This is a genomic window from Mesorhizobium sp. WSM4906 (assembly GCF_029674625.1).
Taxonomy (GTDB): domain Bacteria; phylum Pseudomonadota; class Alphaproteobacteria; order Rhizobiales; family Rhizobiaceae; genus Mesorhizobium.
This window is the reverse complement of sequence record NZ_CP121355.1, coordinates 4532245-4552799: the sequence shown is the minus strand read 5'-3', so window position 1 is coordinate 4552799 and position 20555 is coordinate 4532245. Positions and strand designations below refer to the sequence as shown.

The window sequence follows — 20555 nt, the reverse complement described above, 5'->3', positions numbered from 1 at the left end:
GTAGGCTGGAAAACGAGTCGCGTCAAAGGATATACGGGATGGCGGATCGCACTGCTGACATTACTGACATTGGTCGCGGAAGTTCCGCGCGCAATCGCGTTCTGGATACGGCGACGAGGCTCTTCTATGCGGAGGGCGTGCACGCGGTCGGCGTCGATCGGATCATCGCGGAGGCAGGCGTGGCGAAGGCCACTTTCTACAAATACTTTCCAGCCAAGGATGAGCTGGTCCGAGCCTATGTCCAGAACCAAAGCCGGTTAGGGAGGGCTGCGACCGACCGAATCGGCAAGCGACCGGCGCGGGATATGATCCTGGCTATCTTCGACCTTGTTGCGGATGCAGCCGCTCAACCAGGCTATCGCGGCTGCCCGTTTCTCAATGCCGCCGCCGAATATCCGGACCCTGGCCATCCGGTGAGGCAGGCGATCGCCGAGCACAGGCGGTGGAAGCATGACCTCCTGTGCGGCTTGCTTGCAGACGACGGCAAACCGGATCCGGAAACCACCGCCGACATCCTCACCGTTGCCGGCGACGGACTGCTCGTCGCCAGCCACCTCGACAAGCCAGCAAACTTGCGCCACCTCATCCGCGAGACGGTCCTGCAGATTCTAGGACCGTCGGCGGACAAATAGGTGATGACAGGAATTCAGTAGTGCTTCGGCGAGCGTGAGTGTTGCAGTTTAGTGCTTGGCTTCGATTTCCTTGCGCGCTGCGCTGGCCAGGAACGCGGATCTTGTTATGCCGCGTTCACGCGCCGCAGCATCGATCGCTCGCAAGACGCCACGCTCAAACGTGACGTTGGCCCTGACCACAGCACTGTCATTGTCGATCAACGGCACCGACACCAAGTATGCTCCCTCGGCCAAGGCCGTGCGAACCTCCGAAAGCGAGACGATCGCCTCGTGGCTGGAAGGTTCGGGGACTGGCATGTCCTCTGCCCACAATTGTAACGCCTCGACCGCATTCGGAATGATTTCTTCTGCAGCATCCGCGGCTGAAAAGCAGCCGGGAATGTCTGGAAAGCGAATGCCGAAAGCGCTGCCCGCATCTTTGTCGACCAAAGCAAAATAGCTCTTCACAACAGCCTCCAACTTACCTGCTGCCCAGGATGGGATCAGTTTGTTTTGATCCAGCCTGCTTGCTTGGCGATTGCGCGAGCAGTGCCTATTGGCAGATCCTTCTCCGGATGCGGTACGATCAACACGATCTCGCCCTTTCGAAATTTGTGATGCGAGCCGCGAACGGATACCAGCTCGAAACCGTCGTCCTTGAGACGCTTCACGATTTTACGGCTGTCACGCTCGATCAAACATCACCTGTGCGCATATATATACACATCGAAGGCATTTCAATTGTCAGCTTGATATCTTGGGCGGCGGGATCGAATAGGTGCCGGTGGCGTGCGCCACGGTGTGCCTGTCCGGGCCGGCGACGATGTCGATATCGAACACCATCAGGCTTTTGCCGAGCTTCAGGATTCGGCAATGGCCGTCGATCGGCCCCGCCTCGGCCTTGCGCATGAAGTTGATGTTGAGGTTGGTGGTCACCGACAGCGCGTCCGGCCCGGCGTGGCTGAGCACGCAGACATAACCGCCGATATCGGCCAGCGTGAACAATGATGGGCCTGAGACCGTGCCGCCCGGGCGCAGATGCCGCTCGTCGGCGTTGAGCCGGACCGTGCAGCCGCCTGGGAACACCTCGATCGCTTCGTAGAAGGAGAATTGGTCGTTCAGCTGCGGATAGACACTCGCCATCAGCGCGTTGACTTCCGCCGCGTTGAGCACCGGCTTCAGATTGCTTTGGGCTGGCATCGGCGGTGTCCTATATGAGTAGGTAAGTTCCAGGCACGCTGGACCAAACGGTGCGACGGAGAAAACACGTCTCGCGGCTGTTCTTCAACCGGCAGCGTGCTAGTTCTGTTGCTCCATGAACCGCGAGCGCTGACCCGAGAGGTTTAGAAAGTGGCTGAAGTCGTTGCCATCAAGCCGGCCGTCGGCGACGGCCCCGTTTCTGCCACCCAGGACAAGGGTGTGCTGCGCCTCACGCTCGCCAGCCCGCCGGCCAATGCGCTCTCGCTGGCGACGATGGCTGCGCTGCAGGCCGAATTCGACCGCGTGAAGGAAGACAAATCCGTGCGCGTCATCATCCTGGCGGCGTCCGGCAAGGTGTTCTGCGCCGGCCACGATCTCAAGGAAATGACCGCGCACCGCGCCGATGCCGACCGCGGACGCGCCTTCTTCGAAAAGACCTTTGCCGCCTGCGCGACGCTCATGCAGACCATCGTGCGCCACCCCAAGCCGGTGATCGCCGAGGTCGATGGCCTGGCCACCGCCGCCGGCCTGCAGCTTGTCGCGAGCTGCGACCTCGCGATTGCCTCGCACGAGGCGACCTTCTGCACGCCGGGCGTCAATATCGGCCTGTTCTGCTCGACGCCGATGGTGGCGCTGTCGCGCAACGTCTCGCGCAAGCAGGCCATGGAAATGCTGCTTACCGGCGAGACGATCGACGCCGCGACCGCCAAGGAATTCGGCCTGGTCAACCGCATCGTGCCGCGCGAATATGTGAATCAGGTTGTCAACAAATACGCGCAAACCGTTGCATCCAAATCGTCTTTGGTGGTCAAGACCGGCAAGGAAGCGTTCTATGCCCAGGCCGAGATGGGTCTGGCCGATGCTTACGCCTATACTGGCCGCGTTATGATGGAAAACATGCTGGCCCGCGACGCCGAGGAAGGCATCGGCGCCTTCATTGGCAAGCGCAAGCCGGAATGGACCGACGAATAGCCCGGATGCAGCCGCGCTTTTCCATCGTTGAGGGTCCGACGTGGCTGCCCGCAAGCAACTGACGCGGCTAAAGGCGCCCTATCTCAAGCGCATCCTGCTCGATCCGTCGCGGGTGGCGGATTGGGAGCAATATCCCTGGAACCTGCCGATCTTCCGGGATCGCGAATTCGAGTTCGAATTCACGTCGGCCATCACCATCATCGTCGGCGAGAACGGCACCGGCAAGTCGACGCTACTCGAAGCAATAGGCGCGCTGGCCGGCTATGACGAGGCCGGCGGCGGCAAAGGCTACCGGCCGGTCGATCATTCCAGTGCCGTGGACAAGAGCGGCATTTCACTTGCTGCCGCGTTACGGTGCCATTGGCTGCCGAAGGTTACCGCGGGATGGTTCTTTCGCGCTGAGTCGTTTTATTCGGTAGCGCGCTATCTCGATCGGGCAGCACTGGATGTTGGCGCGCCGCCGCCCGATTTCCTGTCCTGGTCGCATGGCGAGGGCTTCATCCGCTTCTTCGAAGAGCGCTGCCGCCGCCAAGGCATCTACATCCTCGACGAGCCCGAAAGCGCGCTGTCGCCGACGCGCCAGATCGAGTTGCTGAAGCTGCTCCAACGGATGGAGCGTTCCGGCATCGCGCAGGTGATCATGGCGACGCATTCGCCGCTGCTGATGGCCTGCCCGAACGCGCGGCTTTTCCGCATCAGCCGCTTCGGCCTCGATGCGACCGATTTTCACGACACCGATCATTTTCGCATGATGCGCGACTTCTGCAGCGATCCGGCTGCCTTTCTCGCCGAAGCGCTGTATGAGGACGAGCCATGAATCACGACGCCTACGACAACGCCTACATCGCCGCTATCCTGAACTCGGTGAAGACGATCGCCATGGTCGGCGCCTCCCCCAACGACGTGAGGCCCAGCTATTTCGTGCTGAAATATCTGCTTGCCAAGGGCTTTTCGGTGCTGCCGATCAATCCCGGTCATGCCGGCAAGCAGATCCTGGGACAGACGGTCTATGCCAGCCTGGCCGACCTGCCGCATCCGGTCGACATGGTTGACATTTTTCGTGGCTCACCGGCAGTGCCGGGTATCGTCGACCAGGTGTTGAAGATGGATCCGCTGCCCAAGGTCGTCTGGATGCAGCTAGGCGTGCGCCATGACGAGGCAGCTGCCCGCGCCGAGGCCGCCGGCATCAAGGTGGTGATGAACCGCTGCCCGAAGATCGAATACGGCAAGCTGTCGGGCGAGATCGGCTGGACCGGTGTCAATTCCGGCGTGCTGTCGTCGAAGAAGCCCTTGATGCGCCAGGGCTTCCAGAGCTTCGGTGTGCGGCAGAAATAAGCCTCCCGCAGGCTGCGCAAAATTATTCCGGGAAGAGATGGATTTTCTCCGCCGTTCGCCGCAGATCGCATGCCGAAAGGTATTTTCTTCTTTGCATTCCCAGCCGGGCTTAGCCAAGAATGCCCGGCGATTTTCGCTGGATCACCAGAGGGAGGTTTCCGTGACCCGTACGCCCGGTTTCAACACGCTCGCCGTTCATGCCGGCGCCAAGCCGGATCCGGCGACCGGCGCGCGCGCCACGCCGATCTACCAGACCACTTCCTATGTCTTCGACGACGCCGATCATGCCGCATCGCTGTTCGGGCTGAAGGCCTTCGGCAACATCTACACGCGCATCATGAATCCGACGCAGGCGGTTCTCGAGGAACGCATAGCGGCGCTCGAAGGCGGCACGGCCGCCCTTGCCGTTGCATCCGGCCACGCCGCCCAGGTGCTGGTCTTCCACAATCTGATGCAGCCGGGTGACAATTTCGTATCTGCCACAAAGCTTTATGGCGGCTCCATCAACCAGTTCGGCCATGCCTTCAAGAACTTCGGCTGGCAGGTGCGCTGGGCCGATACCAACGATCCGTCGACCTTCGAAAGCCAGATCGACGACAGGACCAAGGCGATCTTCATCGAAAGCCTCGCCAATCCGGGCGGCATCTTCGTCGACATCGAGAAGATCGGCGATATCGCCCGCAAGCACGGCCTGCCGCTGATCGTCGACAACACGCTGGCCTCGCCCTATCTGGTACGGCCGATCGAGCACGGTGCCGACATCGTCGTGCATTCGCTGACCAAGTTCATCGGCGGCCACGGCAATTCGATCGGCGGCGCCATCATCGACGGCGGCACCTTCGACTGGTCGAAATCGGGCAAGTATCCGATGCTGTCGGAGCCGCGCCCCGAGTATGGCGGTCTCGTCCTGCATGAGACCTTCGGCAACTTCGCCTTCGCGATTGCAGCCCGCGTGCTCGGTCTGCGCGATATCGGCCCGGCCATCTCGCCCTTCAACGCTTTCCTGATCCTGACCGGCCTCGAAACGCTGCCGCTCAGGATGCAGCGCCACTGCGACAACGCGGCGAGCGTCGCAGGCTGGCTGTCGAACCATCCGAAGGTCGCGTGGGTGAACTATCCCGGCCTGCCCGGCGACAAGAACAACGCGCTGCAGAAGAAATATTCGCCGCAGGGCGCGGGCGCCGTGTTCACCTTCGGCCTCAAGGGCGGCTATGAGGCTGGCGTCAAGTTCGTCGAGGCGCTGGAGCTGTTCTCGCACCTTGCCAATGTCGGCGACACCAAGTCGCTGGTCATCCATCCGGCCTCGACCACGCACCGCCAGCTTTCCGACGAGCAGAAGATCAAGGCCGGCGCCGGACCGGACACCGTCCGGCTGTCGATCGGCATCGAGGATGTCAACGACATCGTCGCCGATCTCGAACAGGCGCTCGATAAGGTCTGATCCGATGTCGGCCTTCCTTGCGGTCAATATCGAAAGCGTCGAACCGGAGGCCGGCGCGCCGGCCCCGGACCGCGTGATTTCGGGCGAGCCGAAATTCCGAACCTGGAATGTCGAGGAGCAAGAAGGCGGCCTCTATGCCGGCATCTGGGAAGCGACGCCCGGCAAGTGGCGGATCGTCTACGACGAATGGGAGTTCTGCCACATTCTGGCGGGCGTCTCGGTGATTGCCGAGGACGGCGGCGAGACGCGCACGGTCAGGACCGGCGACAGCTTCGTGCTGCGGCCCGGCTTCAAGGGCACCTGGGAGGTGCTCGAGACGACGCGGAAGGAATATGTGATCCGGCTCTAGGTGCCTGAAAATGAACGACAGGATCGGTTTGAGCGAACAGCCCCCAGAAGGCGATGCGGTGCAACGCTTGCGTTGGCTGCGAGAGGAGGTTGTGCCAATCCTCGAGCACGCCCGCGCCCATCCCGAGCTTTTGCTGACGTCTGATCAGTTGCGAAGAAACCTCTCTGATCACATCAGGTCGATTGTCTTTCGTCATCAGTAATAGACCGCAAGCCGCTCCAGCCCGTGGAAATGGTAGGTGTCGCGGGAGCGTGGCTCCTCGGCCAGGCGCAGTTTCGGCAGCCGGTCGAACAGCGTTTTCAACGACACTTGCAGCTCAAGCCGCGCCAGCGGCGCGCCGATGCAGAAATGGATGCCGGCGCCGAAGGAGACGTTTTTCTGGTCCGCGCGGTCCGGGTTGAAGGTTCCAGGATCGGCAAACGCCAGCGGGTCGTGATTGGCCATGCCGAGCAGCAGCGCGACCGTCTCGCCGGGCTTGACCAAAATGCCCGGCGCCGCTTCGATCTCCTCATAGGCATAGCGCAGGAACATGTGCAGCGGCGCGTCGAAGCGCAGGCATTCCTCGACCGCTGCCGCGTTTGCTTCAGGCGTAGCGAAGAAACGACGCGGATCGCCGCCTTGCGCGAGGATCGAACGCACGGCATTGCCGGTCTGGTGCACGGTCGCTTCGTGTCCGGCATTGAGGAGAAGGATCGCCGAGGAAACCAATTCGTCTTCGGAAAGCTTCTGGCCGTTGTCCTGAGCCTCGATCAGCAGCGAAAGCAGATCGTCGCCGGGTTTATTGCGCCGCTCCGCAATATAGCGGCGCAGGAAGTCGGAAAAATCGCGCGCGGCGCGGTTCGCGGTCTCTTCAACCACGTGCGTGCGGCCATGCATGTACATGGCGACCATCCGGTGCGACCAGTCGAGCAATTGAGGTCCCATCTCGACCGGGACACCCAGCATCTCGGCGATGATGGTGATCGGCAAAGGCGAGGCGTAGGCGGGCAGGAGATCGGCGCCGCCCGGCTCGAAGCGGTCGATCAGCTTATTGGCCAGAGCCTCGATGCGCGGCCTCAGCCGCTCGACCTGACGCGAGACGAAGGCGCGGTTGACCAGTGTCCGCAGCCTCGTGTGCACCGGCGGCTCGAGCTCCAGCATGGAATTCGCCTCGATCGCGTCGAAGGCGGTGAGGTGCGAACGATCGTCCCCGACGCCGCGGCTGTCGGGAATGCCTGCCGGGTTCTGCCGGCCGAAACGGCGGTCGCGCAGCAGGCGGTTGACGTCGTCGAAGCCGCCAAAGCACCAGAAGCCGTAATCCTCCCAGAAGAAGGCGTTCGAGGCGCCATGCAGCAAGGCATAGGCCTCATACGGGTTCTGCACGAAGGCCGGCTCGTGCGGGTCGAGCCGCAGGCGACGGCTGGCGGGGTCGAAGGCGAGATAGGCTGGCATCATGTTCGACCAATAGCGCGCCTCGTCAGCCTGATGCCAGACCGTATCTTGGCGTCCGTCATGCCGATGCGTTGAGCCAGGAGGGGACGAAGGGCCGCAGCGGCGCGCTTCAGCGTCCAGTCCTCAGGATGCCTGCCACCTTCGCGGCGATCGCGGCGTCGAGCGCCTGCCAGTTCCCGAGCAGCTCGCGCGGAAAACGGTAGGTGAGGCTGAGATCGTCCCCAACCTGGATGTCGCGCTCGCAGGGGGCCAGCGATTCCTCGGCACTTGGCCCGCTCAGGCAGCGGGCGACGAACGGGTCCTTGCCCGGCCGGTCGGCGACCGCCAGCACCTCGTTGAGATAACCCGATTTCTCGGTGAAGCCGTAAAGCGTCGTGCCGCTCGGGCCCGGCGTGCCGGGCTTGACGATCAAGGCGCTGTAGATCGGCGCGAAACGGCCGCTCATGTCGCGCGACATCATGCGCGGCTCGAACGACAGGAAGATGATCTTCTTGGTCGTGGCGTGGTTGAAGTCGTCGCGCGCGGCGCTGCTGTAGCCGTCCATCTCGGGATAGCGCAGGTAAAGATCGAGGCGCGTGGCGATGCCGTCGCGCCTGGCCTGGTCGAAGCGGATGAAGTTGGCCGGCACGCTGATCAGGTTGTTACCGATGACGACCTGTCGGACCGTCGTGTCGTCGGTATAGCCGGCCATGGCGATCGACCGGCCAAGCCATTTGCCGCCGACGCTGATCGCCACCGAAAGCAGGGCCAGCGCCGCGAAGGCGTAGAAGACCCGCTTCATGAAGGTCGAGTCGACGACCTCAAATTGCTCGGCGGCGGCTGCCTCTCTCATCGCGATCCCCGATCCGCTCACCTGTCCTCAGGTGGCACAGCTTGCGCGGCATGGCCCTTGCAGCGCGTCGGCACGACTGTGCGGTCTCATGGTAAACGGTTGGTAAAGATGGATTTCATGTTGCTCCCTCTCTACGCTTTTGCGGTCGGCCTGACGGCGTGCGGGCTTGCGGGCTCGGCGATGGAACTCATCTCCGGCCACCGGCTGGCCTTCGCCGAACCCTATGTGTCGCCCGCCCATATTGCGCGCTCGCTTGCGGCGACCGCCTGCGCCGGCGCATTCATGCTCACCAATGAAGCGCTGGCTGCACGGCGCGACGGGCGCATCGGCACGCTGGCGCTGCTTTCCTGCGGCTGCACGGCCATGGCCTGGGCGCTGGCGCTCGGCATCGTGCTGATCGCCATTGCCTCATGGGCAACCGGTCTTTAGGTCTTTGATTTTAAGCATGTCTTTGTCCCGAAACCGCTGCACACTTTTGCGAGACATGGGTTAGGCTCTGCCGAATTCCCGGCTTTGAGACGAATCGGAGACGAAAAATGCCGATCTTCGCGATCGATGGGAAAGCGCCTCGGTTCGAGGATGCCGAAACCAACTGGGTTGCGCCGGATGCCACGCTGATCGGCGATATCAGCATAGGCCGCAATGCCGGCTTCTGGTTCGGCGTCGTCATCCGCGGCGACGGCGAGCCGATCACGATCGGCGCCGACACCAATGTGCAGGAACACACGGTCATGCACACCGATCCGGGCTATCCGCTCACCATCGGCCAGGGCTGCACGATTGGTCATCGCGCGCTGCTGCACGGCTGCACGGTCGGCGACAACAGCCTGATCGGCATGGGCGCCATCGTGCTCAACGGCGCGAAGATCGGCAGGAATTCGCTGGTCGGCGCCGGCGCCCTGGTGACGGAAAACAAGGTCTTTCCGGACAATTCCCTGATCGTCGGTTCGCCCGCCAAGGTGATACGGACGCTGGACGACGCGGCGATCGAGCGGCTGCGCGTCTCGGCCGCGCACTATGTCGCCAATGGCAAACGCTTCAAGGCCGGATTGAAGCAGGCCTGAAGCGAGCTGGCCGGTGGCGCCGCCGGCTTAACCTTGCCGGGACATCGCCTCGCGCAGCAGCGACGCCCCCGCTTCGAAGCCGGCTTCGTCGGCGCCTTCCAGGGCGGTCTCATAGTCGTCGATGTGCGTCCTGAGCGATGGATCCGCGCCCGAGGCCAGCAGCAGGCGGATTGCCTCCGCATCGCGCTGCGCCACCGCATAGTGCAGGGGCGTCCAGTCGTTCACGCCGCGCATGTTCGGGTCGGCGCCGCGTTCCAGCAGGAGCCGGATGACGTCCAGCCTGTCCGGCCGCTTCGTCGACAGTGCCGCGATGATTGAAGGAAAACCGGCAAGGTCCTCGTAGTTCGGATTTGAGCCCGCACCAAGCAAGGTTGCGATGAAAGCGATCGGACTCCAATGGATCGCGTATTCCAGCGGATGGCCAAGGCCGAGCTCGAAGGCCATTCTCTCGTCGAACCATCGCGCCGATCCGCCGAGCGCCTTGCCGAGACCCTCGAAGTCGCCCGCCTTGAAGGCATCATCTATGGCCTTGAACAACAGGTGACGCGCGCCGCGATCGTCAGGGATTTCCAGCATCGCCCTCCATCCGGAATGAGCAGCCATGTTGCTCTCATCCACTGCAATAAGAAAGGCCGGCCAGCCTGCGATCGAAGTGGCGGGTAAGCGTCGCCGGAAAAGGCGGAGCCGGCCCGGGGACAGGGCCGGCTCCTAAAACCCGGTCGTTGGGGACGGGGAGGGTGGGGACTCGACCGGGCTTTTTGGTCGCGTCCTTAGCGGACGCTGGCGACCGCATCCTCGCGGCCGTCGTTGATCGAAACCCAAACGCCCGAATTCTCGGTCGATTGACGTTTGAGGTAGGTGTAGACCGTGTCGTTCCAGGCGAGCACTTTCGGCTCGAGGTTGTCGAGGATGAATTCGCCGAGACTGGTGCGTACCGTCAGCACCGCGTGACCGTCGCCATTCGGCTGGCGCACGACCGTCATCAAAAGGTCGCCAGCGGGCACGCCCGCGGCCATCAGCTCGCGACGCTTCTCCAGCGCATAGTCCTCGCAGTCGCCATAGCCGTTTTCGGGGTAGGCCCAATATTCCTCGACCCCATAAATCTCCATGTCGGTGCGCGGCTTGACGCGCGTATTGACCGAATTGTTGACGTTGATGATCGTCGTCCACAGCTTGCGGGTCAGTTCGACCGGTGATCCTTTCGGCATCCTCTCGTTGCACTCGACCGGGATGCGCTGGCAGAATTCATAATGGCCGACCGGTTGGGTGGTGCGGCCGCCCGTATGCATGAAAACCGGTCCAGCGTTTGCCGTTCCCCAAGCGGAAAGCTGCATCGCCATTGCCAAGAGCAACAGCTTGCCCCTCATCATTTTCATTATGGTAGTCTCCCCGTTTGAGAGAGACTGTGCCACGTTGGGATTTATTTGGCGCAAAAACCCGAAGCAGATATTGAGTAAAACGCCCGTAGAATAAATATAAAATTTGAACTGTCTCGATTTCGGATTGTTGAGATTTCGCCGGGCGCCGTCCCCGGCTCTCGCGGTGCCTCGACATGCCGCCTGATTACGAGAGGCACAATCCGACCAACAAAAAACCGGCCGCTGAGGGGCCGGTTCGGTGCTTGCCTGGTTTTGGAGTGGTCAGGACCGCGGCGCGTTGAATTCCGAATCCAATGTCTCCGGCCGCTGGATGACGGCGAATTCGATGGCCACGCCGTCCTCGAAGTGACGCACCACCTGGCCGCGCATTGTCCCCAGCATGACCTGCACGCCGATCGCCGGCTTGACGTCGATCTCGATCGCCGCGCCCGAAAGCGACAGGTCGATGATGCGGCACTGATACTGGCGCCCGTCGGTGAGCTGCAGCACGCTCATCGGATTGCGCGGCGCGACGCGCTCGTGGCGGCGATCCTCCGGCAAGTCCAACTCGTGCTTGTTGGCAAGCCAGGTGAGCTGCGCGGCGAGCTTGTCCTTCTTGCGGTCCGAAGCGATGACGGTCATGGCGAATCCGTCCTGCGAGGTCCGCGTCACGACGCCTTCGATGCGGCCGATATGGTCGATATAAGCAATGACCTTTTCGCCCGGCATGCCGACGCGATCGGTGCGCAAGGCGACATTGCCGGGCGACATGTCGATCACCTGGCACGGATGCTCGGTGCGGTCTTCCAGCATGAATCGCCCGTAGATCTTGACCCGGACGCGCTGGAAATTACGCCGCTCCACTCGGGACGGCGCGTATTCCGCCGCTGACCTCATGACTGCCTACACCCCGTTGGCATTCCGCGCGCCGATGCGAGGAATTTCACCGGAAAAAGTTACAGCAAAGCAGGTTAACAAAGGGGAAAAAGCCGGCCCTAAATGGCTTGGGACCAGACGCCATGGCAAGGCGGGAAGCAAGGTCCGATTAGGGCAAAAACGTCGCGATCGCCTTATTCGTTGCGCCCGCCGTCAAAGACGACGAGGTGCCGGATCCGGCGCACGCGGCCGAGCGCCGAAATGGTTTCGGGCGCATCGAACTCAGTCGGAACGAGCGACGGAACGTCGATCGCGGGTCGGTTCTTCAGGAACATCGGTTCCTTGTCGGGATCGATGACCCGGATCGCGTCGATCAGGGCGTCGACGAGCGGGTCGGCGCCCAGCCAGAATGGCCTTTCCGCAGAGCTGATAATGCCCAGGCAGCGCGGGTTCTCGACACCGCCGTCGAGCGGCAGCGCAAGCAGTTCGAACTTGTTGGAACGGCCGTTTTGGCTAAAGCCCTCGTAGTTCAGCAGCAGCACCGATTTCTGGTCGAAGACGCCGTGGATGAGCCGCGACACCAGCCGCTGGTCCTTCTCGCGCCAGAGCGAAGGGAAGGAGAACCCCTTGAGCTCGCGGCCGTAATAGGCGCAGAGCCTGGTGCCGGCCAGCCGAAAGACGGCTTCGCCGCGCGTGTCGCGCTCCAGGATGAACGTATCGGCCAGAAGCGACTTGATGTCCGCCGGCTCGACTTCCGAACGTTTCGGGGCCGGGCGGCCATCACGCAGCTGGTTCCAATATTGGAACAGCGTGATTGATCCGTTCTGATTCATTTCCATTCCGCTCCGAGCAATCTGTCTTTCTTGCTGTCCCATCGGCGAACAGACAGGGCGCCCTCCGATGACCTTCATGCGGTGCGGAGCAGGATGCGTGCCAGTATCGTTAACGTTTGTTCACGGGTCGGGGGCGTTAAGGTTAACAAGTGGTTTACATTGCGTGCCTGCGGGGCCTGTGGCACATCGAAAACCACTCCAAACGGTCGTTTCAGCAGCGATCGACAGCGCTTTAGTCGGAGTTTTCGGGGAGCAGGGGACTCGACCGGCCGTTCAGGGGAAGCCCTGGACGGCTTTCCTTTTGATTCGCTTCGGCTGTGGCGATTCGCGGTTTGTGATTCGCTTGGGCGTGAACTACATGCTGGCGCTCACATCGAATCTTCAGCCAACTCCAAGTGCGCATGAACGAACCGGTAAGCCCGACTGAACCCGAACAGCGGCCGGACGAAGAAGCGCCGGAGCCGCGCCGCGAGCCGGTGTTCAACCTGCCGCCGGTGGTGCTGGCGGTGATCGCGATATGCGCGATCGTCTTTTTGCTGCAGCAATATGTGCTGAACGAAACCCAGCAAATGACGCTGCTCTACGATGGAGCCTTCATCCCGGTGCTCTATACCGGCCAGTACGGCTTCGACTGGTTCCTGTTCACGCGTCCCTTCACCTACGCCTTCATGCATGGGGGCTTTGCCCATATCGCCATCAACATGGTCTGGCTTGCCGCTTTCGGCTCGCCGCTTGCCAATCGCCTAGGCGCCCTCCGATTCGCGGTATTCTACGCCGTGACCGGGCTCGCTTCGGTCGCGCTGTTCTGGGCAATGCACCCTTATGGCGAGATGCCGCTCGTCGGCGCTTCGGGCGCGATCTCGGGCATGATGGGTGCGGCGGCGCGCTACGGCTTCCGCATCGACCGCTCGTCCGGCCGGGCGGCCTTCGCCGGCGATCCGTTGCCGATCGCAATCGTGTTGCGCTTGCGTGGCGTCGTGACCTTTCTCGGCGTTTGGATGGTGATCAACCTCGCCACCGGCCTGCTAGGCTTCGCGCCGGGTATCGACGGCCAGATCGCTTGGGAAGCCCATATCGGTGGCTTTGTGGCCGGCTTCTTCGGCCTGCGTTTTTTCGACCGTCCGGCGCCGGCCGAGTAACTCCGCATCATACTTGAAATGCAACCAATCACGGCGCACGATGTTGCCATGCATGTCGCCCAAAACTGCGAAGCGGTTTTGGGAGAGAGACATGCATCAAAACAATGACTTAAAGCGTGCTGCGGCGCGCTTTAAGCCACCCAGCGTCTTCCCGAGGGCGCTGGGGCTTAAGCCGGTCAGGGCAGGAGCCGGCGAGCAAGGCTGAGGAGGACGCCATGACGGTTAAGGCAATTCTTGAAAGCAAGGGCCATGACGTGTTCACGCTCGGGCCCAATGAAAAGCTGAGCGAAGCCATCCGGATCCTGACCGAGCACCGGATCGGCGCGCTGGTCATCACCAATGGCGACCGCAAGATCGTCGGCATTCTTTCGGAACGCGACATCGTGCGGGTCATAGCCAGGGAAGGAGCGGCGGCGCTCGATATCGCGGTGCGTTCGGCCATGACGCCCAAGGTCAAGATCTGCAACGAGAGCCATACGGTCAACGAGGTCATGGAAATCATGACCAGGGGCCGCTTCCGCCACCTTCCGGTGGAGAAGGATGGTATGCTCGATGGCATCGTCTCCATCGGCGACGTGGTCAAGCGCCGCATCGAGGATGTCGAGCGCGAGGCCGAGGAGATCCGGGCTTATATCGCCACTGCCTGAGGCGGGCGAGGAACCGCCGGCCATTGCCGGCCGGCGGAACCGGGCCTGAAAGCCTCTATCTGTTGTCGAGCTCGGCGCGGACCAGTTCCAGCCCGCGTCTGGTGATGCGGTAGGGTCCGCCGGAAGACGAAGATACGGCCTTCTTCCGCCTTAGCTTTCGAAAGAGGTCAAGGTCGAGGCCCGGATAATGCCAGCCGTCGCGGGTCAGGCATTGGACCGAAGCGATCTTCTTGCTGTCGTTCTTTTCGATTTCGATGCGCCCGCCTTGCGCGAGCAGGTGCAGGATGCGCTGTTCGTTACGCGAAATGTCCATTGAAGAATTCCCGGGAAAACAACAAAAGCCGCCGCCGCGGGAAATCGCGGCACGGGGTTTCAGGTTTTTGTCGCCCTGCCTCGCTAGGAGGTCAGGGCCTTACCGGGACTGAGCGTAAGTGGACATCCACTCTCCATTGGGATGGATGTCCTATAGGCGAAAGCGGCGGAAAAGGCCAGCAGGCGGCTTTGCGCTTGTCTCGCCGGGCGGTTTGCACTAGCGAAGTTGCACATCAAAAATATGCGTTATGCATATCCGAGAATTCTAAGTACGTAGGCCTCAATGAGCATCATCGATACCCGCACGCCAGATCCGAAACGCCTGATCTCCGGGGCTACCGGCGACTGGGAGATCATCATCGGTCTCGAAGTGCATGCGCAAGTGACGTCCGAGGCGAAGCTCTTCTCCGGCGCCTCGACGTCTTTCGGCGCCGCGCCCAACGCCAATGTCAGCCTGGTCGACGCGGCGATGCCCGGCATGCTGCCGGTAATCAACGAGGAGTGCGTCAAGCAGGCGATCCGCACCGGGCTGGGCCTGAAGGCCGCGATCAACCACAAGTCGGTCTTCGACCGGAAGAACTACTTCTATCCGGACCTGCCGCAGGGCTACCAGATCTCGCAGTACAAGCAACCGATCGTCGGCGAGGGCAAGGTGATCGTGTCTGTCGGTCCGGATCGGCAGGGCGAATTCGAGGACATCGAGGTCGGCATCGAGCGGCTGCATCTCGAGCAGGATGCCGGAAAGTCGATGCACGACCAGCATCCGACCATGTCCTATGTCGATCTCAACCGCTCGGGCGTGGCGCTGATGGAGATCGTCTCCAAGCCCGACATGCGCTCCGCCGACGAGGCCAAGGCCTATGTCAGCAAGCTGCGCACCATCATGCGCTATCTCGGCACCTGCGACGGCAACATGGACGAAGGCTCGCTGCGCGCAGACGTCAACGTCTCAGTGCGCCGCCCCGGAGGCGCCTTCGGCACGCGCTGCGAAATCAAGAACGTCAACTCGATCCGCTTCATCGGCCAGGCCATCGAATCCGAGGCGCGCCGGCAGATCGCCATCCTCGAAGATGGCGGTGCGATCGAGCAGGAGACCCGTCTTTTCGACCCCAACAAGGGCGAGACGCGCTCGATGCGCTCTAAGGAAGAGGCGCATGACTACCGCTATTTCCCGGATCCCGACCTTTTGCCGCTGGAGTTCGACCAGGTCTACGTCGATGATCTGGCACAGCATCTGCCTGAATTGCCCGACGACAAGAAAGCGCGGCTGATCGGCTCGCTCGGACTCTCGACCTACGACGCGTCAGTGCTGGTGTCGGAGAAGCCGATCGCCGACTATTTCGAGAAGGTGGCGGCCGGGCGTGACGGCAAGCTTGCCGCCAACTGGGTCATCAACGACCTGCTGGGTGCTCTCAACAAGGCCGGCAAAGATATTGAAAATGCGCCGGTTTCGCCCGATCAGCTGGGGGCGGTCATCGACCTGATCAAGGAAGGCACGATCTCCGGCAAGATCGGCAAGGACCTGTTCGAGATCGTCTGGAACGAGGGCGGCGACCCACGCCAGCTGGTCGAGAGCCGAGGCATGAAGCAGGTCACGGACACCGGCGCCATCGAGAAAGCTGTCGACGAGGTCATCGCCGCCAACCCCGACAAGGCCGAGCAGGCGCGCGCCAAGCCGACCATGGCCGGTTGGTTCGTCGGCCAGGTGATGAAGGCGACCGGCGGCAAGGCGAACCCGCAGGCGGTCAACGAGCTGGTCAAGGCCAAGCTCGGCATCGAGGGCTAGCATGTTCGTGCGGACGGCGAGCGAACGCGATCTCGCCGCCATCCGTGCGCTGCTGGTCGAGACCTGGCACGCCACCTACGATGCCGTCTACGGCGCCCGGCGCGTCACCGAGATCACCGATGACTGGCATTCGATCGCCTCGCTCAAGGCGCGGCTGACGCGCCCCAACTCGGAATTCCTGGTGGCCGACAACGGCAAGCGCCTCGGCGGCATTGCGTTCGCTTCCGCCGCCAAGGACCCGAAGATCGTCCTGCTCAACCAGCTCTATGTGCATCCGGACTGTCAGCGGCGAGGGATCGGCCGGTCGCTGCTCGACGAGGTCGAGGCCAGCTTCCCGGAAGCGCGGTCACTGCGCCTGGAAGTGGAGGAGGCGAATTCTCCGGCGATCGCCTTCTACGAGGCGAATGGGTTCCGGCCCGCCGGCAGGACAGCCGATTGCGGCGGCGGTTCGGGAATGCCCGCGCTCATCCTGGAGAAGCGGCTGACGTAGATCGTCCGAAGATGATTTGAAGCATCCCCGGGCGTCCAAACTTCGTCACTCAGGCGCGGGAAGGATCTCCACATTGTCGATCAGCCTGGTCGTGCCGAGCCAGGCCGCGGCGAGCAGCCGGCCGTCGCGGTCCCGCCGCCAGGGCCTTAGCGTCATTGCTTCGCGTGCGGCGACGTAGTCGACCTTTCGAAAGCCTGCCCGGACGAGAGCTTCTGCGGCATCCTCCATGGCGCCGGTCTCATCGGCGCCGGACGCCAGTTCAGTTGAGGTTTGGCGCAGAACCGCGTTGAGCTTGCGCGCGACCTCGAGTTCGGCCTCGCTGAGATAGGCGTTGCGCGACGACATGGCGAGGCCGCGGGAGTCGCGCACTGTCGGCGCGCCGATGATCTCGACCGGCAGGTCGAGATCGCGGCAAAGCTGCCTGACGACGCAAAGCTGCTGGTAGTCCTTCTCGCCAAACACCGCGCAATCGGGCGCCGCCTGCAGGAAAAGCTTGGCCACCACCGTGGCGACGCCATCGAAGAAGGCCGGCCTGAAATCCGTTTCAAGGCCGGCAGCAGGGCCGCCGACCGAGATCTTGGTGGCGAAGCCTGCCGGGTACATTTCCGGCACACCCGGTGTGAAGGCGAGATGCGCGCCGGCTTCCTGCAGCCGGTCGAGATCGAGGGCCAACTGGCGCGGATACTTGTCCAGGTCCTCGGTCGGCGCGAACTGGGCCGGATTGACGAAGATCGAGACGACGCAGCGCTCGGCCTGTTCGAGCGCGATCCTCACCAGCGAGATGTGGCCGTCATGCAGGGCGCCCATGGTCGGCACCATGGCGATCCTCTGGCCTTCCTGGCGCCAGGTCCGGATTTGCGCCCGCAGCGCTGCGACGCTGTCGACGATGATCGGCCAGCTCATGCCTTGTCCTTGTCCGATGTCGCCGAAAAGACGTGGTCCGGGCCCGGAAATGCGCGGCTGCGCACCTCGGCGGCGTAGTGCGCTGCCGCGTCCGAAACGGTGTCGCGCAGGGTTGCGTATTCCTTGACGAATTTGGGCACGCGGTCGACGGTCATGCCGATCATGTCGTCGATCACCAGGATCTGGCCGTCGCAGTCGCCGCTGGCGCCAATGCCGATGGTGGGGATCGAGATATGGCGGGTGAGGTCTGACGCCACCGACTCCACCGTGCCCTCGATGACCACCGAGAAGGCGCCGGCCTTTTCGACCGCCTCGGCATCGCGGAAAAGCGCGGCGATGTTTTCCTCCGTCCGGCCCTTGATCTTGTAGCCGCCGTCCTTTTCCACGGATTGCGGCTGCAAGCCGATATGACCCATCACCGGTATGCCTTCGGCGACGATTGCCGCGATCTGCGCGGCCATGTCGACGCCCCCCTCGAGCTTCACCGCCTGGCAGCCGGTCTCGCCGATGATGCGCCTTGCCGAGAGCACCGCTTCAGTCACCGAGGCCTCGTAACTGCCCGCGGGCATGTCGACGACCACGCAGGCTTTTGTCGAGCCGCGCATCACCGCCTGTCCATGCGCGATCATCATCTCCAGCGAGGCGCCGAGCGTCGTAGGGTGGCCGTGCAGCACCATGGCGACGCTGTCGCCGACCAAAAGCAGGTCGACATGCCGATCGAGCATGCGGGCGATCGGATAGGTGTAGGCGGTGAGACAGACGATCGGCACGCCACCCTTGCGGCGGCGGATGTCTTCGGCGCCGATCCGATTGCCGGCGGACCGTTCTGGGGCCAATCCTCACCTCCCTCGGCCGGAGCGGGCCAGGCGCCCGCTTTGCGGGCGTGCGAGCTTTAGAAACACAGGCAACGCTTGGCAAGCAGGGCTGCCGCGTCTTCCGCGCCTGTATCGATTAATGCATGTCGCGCAAAAGTGTGCAGCGGTTTTGCGACATGCATAAGCAAACCAAAGCGCGTCGCCTGAATCGGTTTCAGCGCGACGCGCTTTGGCGCACGAAGCATTTACGTCGCGGGCGCGGCAAAACCCTTGCCTTCGCGATGGCCTGACGCCATAAGCAGGAAGACAGCGCGGCCGCTGCCGCCACGAGGATCTGGATGAAGACTTTCCTGCTGCAGTTTTTCACCTGGTGGAACAGCCAGACGCTGGGCACACGCTTCCACACCTGGCGCTTCGGCAAGAAGGTCGGCGAGGACGAGGCCGGCAACATCTACTACGAAGGCGGCATCGATTCGGAAGGCCGCACCCGGCGCTGGGTCATCTATCGCGACTATTCCGAAGCCTCGAAAATCCCGCCGGGCTGGCACGGCTGGATCCATCATCGCGTCGACACGCCCCCATCGGGCGAGAGCTACAAGGCTCGCGAGTGGCAGAAGCCGCATCGGGCGAACCTCACCGGAATGCCCGGTGCCTATCGCCCGCAGGGTTCCATCCTGACCAACCAGCACCGTCCGCAGGTGACCGGCGACTACGACGCCTGGACGCCCGGCTCGTAAACGCGTTCTTCGGTCCTTTGTCGCCACAATTGGCGTTTAGCTGCTTGCCGATATCGCAGCCATGACTAGCCTTGGGCGATTGAGAGAATCACCCGGGCGCAACCACCGGTATCCTTGCATGAGCTTCTTCGAGCAATTCCAGGAAAAGTGCGCGGCGGTTTTCCGTCCGGAATTGCGCTCAAAGGCTCCAAGCCGAATGTCGACGGGATTGGTCGCGGCAGCTTCCTTTCTGGCCGCCTCGACGGCAGTGCTTGCCGCCCCGCAGGCACCGGCAGCACCGCCAGTCTCCGACCGCATCACCAATCCGGTCGCCGAATTCGCCGGCATCGACAAGATCACCGGCCGCATCATCACCTTCGACGTCTATATCGACGAGACGGTGCAGTTCGGTGCCCTGCAGGTGACGCCGCGCGTCTGCTATTCGCGGCCAGAGACGGAACAGCCGAAGACCGATTCCTTCGTCGAGGTCGACGAGATCACGCTCGACCGCAAGATCCGCCGCATCTTCACCGGCTGGATGTTCGCCGAAAGCCCCGGCCTCAACGCCGTCGAGCATGCCGTCTATGACGTCTGGCTGAAGGGCTGCAAGCAGAAGTCCGATGTGCCGCCGCCGACCGCCGCCAAGGCCGATACGGGCAAGCCGAAGACGAATGCCGCCAAGCCGAAGGCACCCGCGCAGCCGGCCGACGCCGCGCCTGAGCCGACGGACGCAGCGCCCGCGCCGGACGGTGCCGCCACCACGGACCAGAACTGATCCTTCGGCGCCCGCGCGCCTTTTGTCCGCCGGACGCGTTTTCTCAAGGATAAAAAACCGCGTCACCCTTCAGGGCCTCGGCCAGCATCTTCTCGTACCGGCTGCGTGGCACGTCGACGGCGCCGAAGCGCTTGAGGTGCTCGGTGGTGAATTGTGTATCGAGCAGCGCGAAGCGGCGTTCGTTGAGCCGCTCGACGAGATAATAGAGGCAGGTCTTCGAGGCGTCGGTTTCCCGGGCGAACATGCTTTCGCCGAAGAAGACGCGCCCGAGCGACACGCCATAGAGGCCGCCGACCAGCCGGCCCTCGCGCCACGCCTCGACGGAATGGCAGTGGCCCAGCCTGTGGAGCTCGACATAGGCTTCGCGGATCGGTGCGTTGATCCAGGTCGAGCGGCGCTCGTCACGCTTTTCGGCGCAGCCGTCGATCGTAGCCTCGAAATCGAAATCGTAGCGGATGTCGAAGGGATGCCTGCGGATCGTCTTCTTCAGGCTGCGAGGCGTGTGGAACCCGTCGAGCGGGATGATGCCGCGCGTTTCCGGCCGCACCCAGAACACTTCCGGGTCGGTCGCGCTCTCAGCCATTGGGAACACGCCCGAGGCATAGGCCTTCAGCAGCAGGTCGGTAGGGATGCGGTAGCCGGGCGCGTAGGGACGAGTCATTGCGCCATT

General features: G+C 62.8%; 28 protein-coding genes. 15 read left to right on the top strand and 13 right to left on the bottom strand.

From position 1 onward, the window contains the following. Positions 1-38 precede the first annotated feature (38 nt). A complete protein-coding gene (locus QAZ22_RS21860; RefSeq protein WP_278202769.1) occupies positions 39-632 on the top strand; it encodes a TetR/AcrR family transcriptional regulator in 594 nt (197 codons plus the stop codon). Between the two features lie 48 nt (positions 633-680). On the opposite strand, the gene QAZ22_RS21855 is transcribed toward QAZ22_RS21860, so the two are convergent. From QAZ22_RS21855 to QAZ22_RS21845, 3 genes are read right to left on the bottom strand one after another with little or no spacing between them, the layout of a single operon-like run. Further along, positions 681-1079 carry a type II toxin-antitoxin system HicB family antitoxin gene (locus QAZ22_RS21855; RefSeq protein ID WP_278202768.1) on the bottom strand — a complete coding sequence of 133 codons (399 nt, stop codon included), beginning with the start codon at positions 1077-1079 and terminating at the stop codon, positions 681-683. Positions 1080-1114: 35 nt separating this feature from the next. After that, positions 1115-1306 carry a type II toxin-antitoxin system HicA family toxin gene (locus tag QAZ22_RS21850; protein WP_278207903.1) on the bottom strand — a complete coding sequence of 64 codons (192 nt, stop codon included), beginning with the start codon at positions 1304-1306 and terminating at the stop codon, positions 1115-1117. 49 nt (positions 1307-1355) lie between these two features. After that, on the bottom strand, positions 1356-1811 hold the full coding sequence (locus QAZ22_RS21845) for a PaaI family thioesterase (protein ID WP_278202767.1): 456 nt from the start codon (positions 1809-1811) through the stop codon (positions 1356-1358). A gap of 150 nt (positions 1812-1961) precedes the next feature. Between QAZ22_RS21845 and QAZ22_RS21840 the strand changes: the two genes are divergently transcribed. The 6 genes from QAZ22_RS21840 (at position 1962) to QAZ22_RS21815 (ending at position 6110) form a co-directional block, all read left to right on the top strand. Next, positions 1962-2783 (top strand): enoyl-CoA hydratase, encoded by an 822-nt coding sequence (locus tag QAZ22_RS21840; protein ID WP_278202766.1) that lies wholly within the window; start codon positions 1962-1964, stop codon positions 2781-2783. Positions 2784-2823: 40 nt separating this feature from the next. Continuing rightward, positions 2824-3600 (top strand): AAA family ATPase, encoded by a 777-nt coding sequence (locus QAZ22_RS21835; RefSeq protein WP_278202765.1) that lies wholly within the window; start codon positions 2824-2826, stop codon positions 3598-3600. After that, positions 3597-4118 (top strand): CoA-binding protein, encoded by a 522-nt coding sequence (locus QAZ22_RS21830; RefSeq protein ID WP_278202764.1) that lies wholly within the window; start codon positions 3597-3599, stop codon positions 4116-4118. Before QAZ22_RS21835 ends, QAZ22_RS21830 begins: the two co-directional genes overlap by 4 nt. A 160-nt stretch (positions 4119-4278) precedes the next feature. Then, on the top strand, positions 4279-5559 hold the full coding sequence (locus QAZ22_RS21825) for an O-acetylhomoserine aminocarboxypropyltransferase (protein WP_278202763.1): 1281 nt from the start codon (positions 4279-4281) through the stop codon (positions 5557-5559). 4 nt (positions 5560-5563) lie between these two features. Then, complete coding sequence (locus tag QAZ22_RS21820; RefSeq protein ID WP_278202762.1) at positions 5564-5908, top strand: cupin domain-containing protein; 345 nt, start codon at positions 5564-5566, stop codon at positions 5906-5908. A gap of 10 nt (positions 5909-5918) precedes the next feature. Further along, entirely contained in the window at positions 5919-6110 is a 192-nt protein-coding gene (locus QAZ22_RS21815; protein ID WP_278202761.1) for a hypothetical protein, read from the top strand. Here the strand turns inward: QAZ22_RS21815 and QAZ22_RS21810 are convergent. Together QAZ22_RS21810 and QAZ22_RS21805 are read right to left on the bottom strand one after the other, a co-directional pair. After that, positions 6104-7342 carry a cytochrome P450 gene (locus tag QAZ22_RS21810; RefSeq protein ID WP_278202760.1) on the bottom strand — a complete coding sequence of 413 codons (1239 nt, stop codon included), beginning with the start codon at positions 7340-7342 and terminating at the stop codon, positions 6104-6106. The two genes, QAZ22_RS21815 and QAZ22_RS21810, sit on opposite strands and share 7 nt — an antisense overlap. A 106-nt stretch (positions 7343-7448) precedes the next feature. Continuing rightward, on the bottom strand, positions 7449-8171 hold the full coding sequence (locus QAZ22_RS21805) for a hypothetical protein (protein ID WP_278202759.1): 723 nt from the start codon (positions 8169-8171) through the stop codon (positions 7449-7451). Positions 8172-8279: 108 nt separating this feature from the next. Here QAZ22_RS21805 and QAZ22_RS21800 point away from each other — a divergent pair, with 108 nt between their 5' ends. Both QAZ22_RS21800 and QAZ22_RS21795 read left to right on the top strand, forming a co-directional pair. Beyond that, positions 8280-8600, top strand: coding sequence for a hypothetical protein (locus tag QAZ22_RS21800; protein WP_278202758.1), 321 nt, complete (start codon positions 8280-8282; stop codon positions 8598-8600). Positions 8601-8707: 107 nt separating this feature from the next. Beyond that, positions 8708-9235 (top strand): gamma carbonic anhydrase family protein, encoded by a 528-nt coding sequence (locus tag QAZ22_RS21795; protein WP_278077678.1) that lies wholly within the window; start codon positions 8708-8710, stop codon positions 9233-9235. Positions 9236-9262: 27 nt separating this feature from the next. Here QAZ22_RS21795 and QAZ22_RS21790 read toward each other — a convergent pair whose 3' ends face one another. From QAZ22_RS21790 to QAZ22_RS21775, 4 genes are all read right to left on the bottom strand, one after another. Then, positions 9263-9838, bottom strand: coding sequence for an ankyrin repeat domain-containing protein (locus tag QAZ22_RS21790; protein ID WP_278202757.1), 576 nt, complete (start codon positions 9836-9838; stop codon positions 9263-9265). A 167-nt stretch (positions 9839-10005) separates the two neighbouring features. Beyond that, positions 10006-10611, bottom strand: a complete 606-nt coding sequence (locus QAZ22_RS21785) for a transglutaminase-like cysteine peptidase (protein WP_278202756.1) — start codon at positions 10609-10611, stop codon at positions 10006-10008. Between the two features lie 264 nt (positions 10612-10875). Next, positions 10876-11490 (bottom strand): PilZ domain-containing protein, encoded by a 615-nt coding sequence (locus tag QAZ22_RS21780; RefSeq protein ID WP_278077675.1) that lies wholly within the window; start codon positions 11488-11490, stop codon positions 10876-10878. A 173-nt stretch (positions 11491-11663) separates the two neighbouring features. Then, the gene (locus QAZ22_RS21775) at positions 11664-12302 is read right to left on the bottom strand and encodes a PAS domain-containing protein (protein WP_278202755.1); all 639 of its coding nucleotides are present in this window, start codon (positions 12300-12302) and stop codon (positions 11664-11666) included. A 401-nt stretch (positions 12303-12703) separates the two neighbouring features. Between QAZ22_RS21775 and QAZ22_RS21770 the strand changes: the two genes are divergently transcribed. Continuing rightward, positions 12704-13441: a rhomboid family intramembrane serine protease gene (locus QAZ22_RS21770; protein WP_278202754.1), complete on the top strand. Its 738-nt coding sequence runs from the start codon at positions 12704-12706 to the stop codon at positions 13439-13441. A 215-nt stretch (positions 13442-13656) separates the two neighbouring features. Beyond that, a complete protein-coding gene (locus QAZ22_RS21765; protein ID WP_278077672.1) occupies positions 13657-14088 on the top strand; it encodes a CBS domain-containing protein in 432 nt (143 codons plus the stop codon). Between the two features lie 55 nt (positions 14089-14143). Here QAZ22_RS21765 and QAZ22_RS21760 read toward each other — a convergent pair whose 3' ends face one another. Next, on the bottom strand, positions 14144-14401 hold the full coding sequence (locus QAZ22_RS21760; protein WP_278202753.1) for a YjhX family toxin: 258 nt from the start codon (positions 14399-14401) through the stop codon (positions 14144-14146). Between the two features lie 282 nt (positions 14402-14683). Here QAZ22_RS21760 and gatB point away from each other — a divergent pair, with 282 nt between their 5' ends. Both gatB and QAZ22_RS21750 read left to right on the top strand, forming a co-directional pair. Further along, the gene (gene gatB, locus QAZ22_RS21755) at positions 14684-16186 is read left to right on the top strand and encodes an Asp-tRNA(Asn)/Glu-tRNA(Gln) amidotransferase subunit GatB (RefSeq protein WP_278202752.1); all 1503 of its coding nucleotides are present in this window, start codon (positions 14684-14686) and stop codon (positions 16184-16186) included. Position 16187: 1 nt separating this feature from the next. Then, the gene (locus QAZ22_RS21750) at positions 16188-16676 is read left to right on the top strand and encodes a GNAT family N-acetyltransferase (protein ID WP_278202751.1); all 489 of its coding nucleotides are present in this window, start codon (positions 16188-16190) and stop codon (positions 16674-16676) included. A 45-nt stretch (positions 16677-16721) separates the two neighbouring features. Here the strand turns inward: QAZ22_RS21750 and panC are convergent, their stop codons facing one another. Together panC and panB are read right to left on the bottom strand one after the other, a co-directional pair. Then, positions 16722-17579 (bottom strand): pantoate--beta-alanine ligase, encoded by an 858-nt coding sequence (gene panC / locus QAZ22_RS21745; protein ID WP_278202750.1) that lies wholly within the window; start codon positions 17577-17579, stop codon positions 16722-16724. After that, on the bottom strand, positions 17576-18415 hold the full coding sequence (gene panB, locus QAZ22_RS21740; RefSeq protein ID WP_278202749.1) for a 3-methyl-2-oxobutanoate hydroxymethyltransferase: 840 nt from the start codon (positions 18413-18415) through the stop codon (positions 17576-17578). Before panB ends, panC begins: the two co-directional genes overlap by 4 nt. A gap of 317 nt (positions 18416-18732) precedes the next feature. On the opposite strand from panB, the gene QAZ22_RS21735 reads away from it, so the two are divergent. Beyond that, positions 18733-19131, top strand: a complete 399-nt coding sequence (locus QAZ22_RS21735) for an NADH:ubiquinone oxidoreductase subunit NDUFA12 (RefSeq protein WP_278202748.1) — start codon at positions 18733-18735, stop codon at positions 19129-19131. A 196-nt stretch (positions 19132-19327) separates the two neighbouring features. Further along, positions 19328-19885, top strand: coding sequence for a DUF2155 domain-containing protein (locus QAZ22_RS21730; RefSeq protein WP_278202747.1), 558 nt, complete (start codon positions 19328-19330; stop codon positions 19883-19885). 43 nt (positions 19886-19928) lie between these two features. Here QAZ22_RS21730 and aat read toward each other — a convergent pair whose 3' ends face one another. Continuing rightward, on the bottom strand, positions 19929-20546 hold the full coding sequence (aat, locus tag QAZ22_RS21725; RefSeq protein WP_278202746.1) for a leucyl/phenylalanyl-tRNA--protein transferase: 618 nt from the start codon (positions 20544-20546) through the stop codon (positions 19929-19931). Positions 20547-20555 lie beyond the last annotated feature (9 nt).